This window comes from Actinosynnema sp., from assembly GCF_052038725.1.
In genome coordinates this window covers 1-1,696 of sequence record NZ_JBQGCX010000687.1, presented here as the reverse complement: position 1 = coordinate 1,696, position 1,696 = coordinate 1, and the positions used below count along the sequence as shown (strand labels likewise).

Annotated in this window: 2 protein-coding genes; both read right to left on the bottom strand. The window is 75.5% G+C overall.

The window, feature by feature from the left end; genetic code table 11:
* Window positions 1-319, bottom strand: a 319-nt coding sequence (locus ACTUAL_RS14500) for a hypothetical protein (RefSeq protein WP_440900611.1), incomplete at its 3' end; no start/stop codon positions are given.
* A partial coding sequence (locus tag ACTUAL_RS14495; RefSeq protein WP_440900610.1) for a hypothetical protein occupies window positions 316-1,696 on the bottom strand: 1,381 nt, incomplete at its 5' end. The genes ACTUAL_RS14495 and ACTUAL_RS14500, both read right to left, overlap by 4 nt.

Genomic DNA, 1,696 nt, shown 5'->3' with positions numbered 1-1,696 from the left:
CCTCCACCACCCACCCCGCGACCTCGGCGCGGTCCGGGTCCAGGCGGTAGGCGTGGTGGTGGCACAGGCGGGACAGGGCGGACCAGGCGTGTCGCGCGCGGACGGCGAAGTCCTCGCCCTTGAAGGCGCGGGAGGCGATGAGCAGCGAGGTGGTCGCAGCGCTCCCGGTGGCCCGGTCCCCGCACAGCGCCGCGAGCAGCAGCTCCAGCGCACGGCGGGTGAGCACGGCCGCCGCGCGGGCGGCCACGGCGGCGGGCAGGCCCACGCCGCCGTCCAACACCAGCTCGGCCTTGCCGAGGAAGTCGAGGGGCGTTGTCACGGCGCGACCGCCAGCAGGTCCCGGACGGTGTCGCGCAGGTCTTCCACGATGTTGAGCAGCCGGCCCTTCGCCCCGTCGTGCACACCGGACCCGCACACGCCCAGCGTCCGGTTCCGGTACGGCTTGGCGTCGCTCCAGCGGTCGGGGCTGACGAGCGAGACCCGGTCTCGGGTGCGGCGCCTGCTCTCCCACTCCCGCTCGGCGGTGAGCCGGTCGCACCCGGCCGCGAGCCTGCGGGCGTAGTGCACCCGCCTGGCCGCCGCCTCGACGGCGAGCCTGCACAGCAGCGGCAGCACGTCGGCCTTCAAGTCCTCGGTCACCTCGCTGTCCTTGACCAGGGCGCAGGCATCCGAGACGTACCGCTCGACGGGGTCGTAGGACGGGCGGACGACGACCTCGGACCCCGCGGCGCGGGTGATCTCCACGATGTTCGCGCCCGGCAGGTTCAACCCCCGCACGGCCTCGGGCAGCCGGTCGTCGTGGGAGAACACGACGACCTGGTGGGTGCGGGCGATCCCGGCGAGCAGCCGGGCGAAGCCGTCCACCTTGGCCGGGTCCATCGCCTGGACCGGGTCGTCCAGCACGACGAACTGGAACGGGCTGCGCGGGGACGTCGCCCTGGGGATGAACAGCGCCAGCGCCAGCGCGTGCAGCTCCCCCTGGCTCATCACGCTCAGCGCGCCCGCCGGTTCACCGTCCACCTGCGCCTTCAGCTCGACGCGGCGATTCGTGGCGGTCCCCTCCAGCGCGATCTCGCCGAGGTCGACGGCGCTCTCCTGGCGCAGCTGGGACCACACGGACCTGGCCTGCTCGGCGTAGGGGCGCAGCCGCTGCGCCCGCAACCCGTCCGCGTTGCCCTTGAGCCACTCGGTCGCGGACTTGAGCACCGCGACCCGCTCAGCCGCGCGGTCGGCCTCCTCCCGCAGGGCGACCCACGTCGAGAGCCTGCCCGCCAGCGGGGTCCAGGCGCTGTCCAGGGCGGACAGCGCGGTGGCCGCCTCGTCCCGCAGGGCCTCGCAGGTCTCGACCAGGTCGGGGTGCGCGGCGGCCAGGTGGTCGGCCAGCTCGGCCGCGCCGTCCGGGGTGTGCTGCCAGCGCTTGACGGCCTGCTGGGCGGCAGCGAGGGACTCCAGGGTGATTCCTGCGGGCTCGGTGGGCAGGCAGAAGCGCGCCAGGGCGTGCGCCCGGTGCCCGGCGGCGGTGAGCGCGACCCGCGCGGCGGTCGCGCGGGCCTGCTCCTCACCCGCCCGCTCCAGCTCACCGGTGGTGCGGTCGAACCACGCGCCGTCGAGCGCCCCAGTCCCGGCCACCGGGCCCGCCAGATAGCCGTGCGCGGTGTGGAGCGCCCGCGCCAACCGCAGCCGCAGGGTCCCGCGC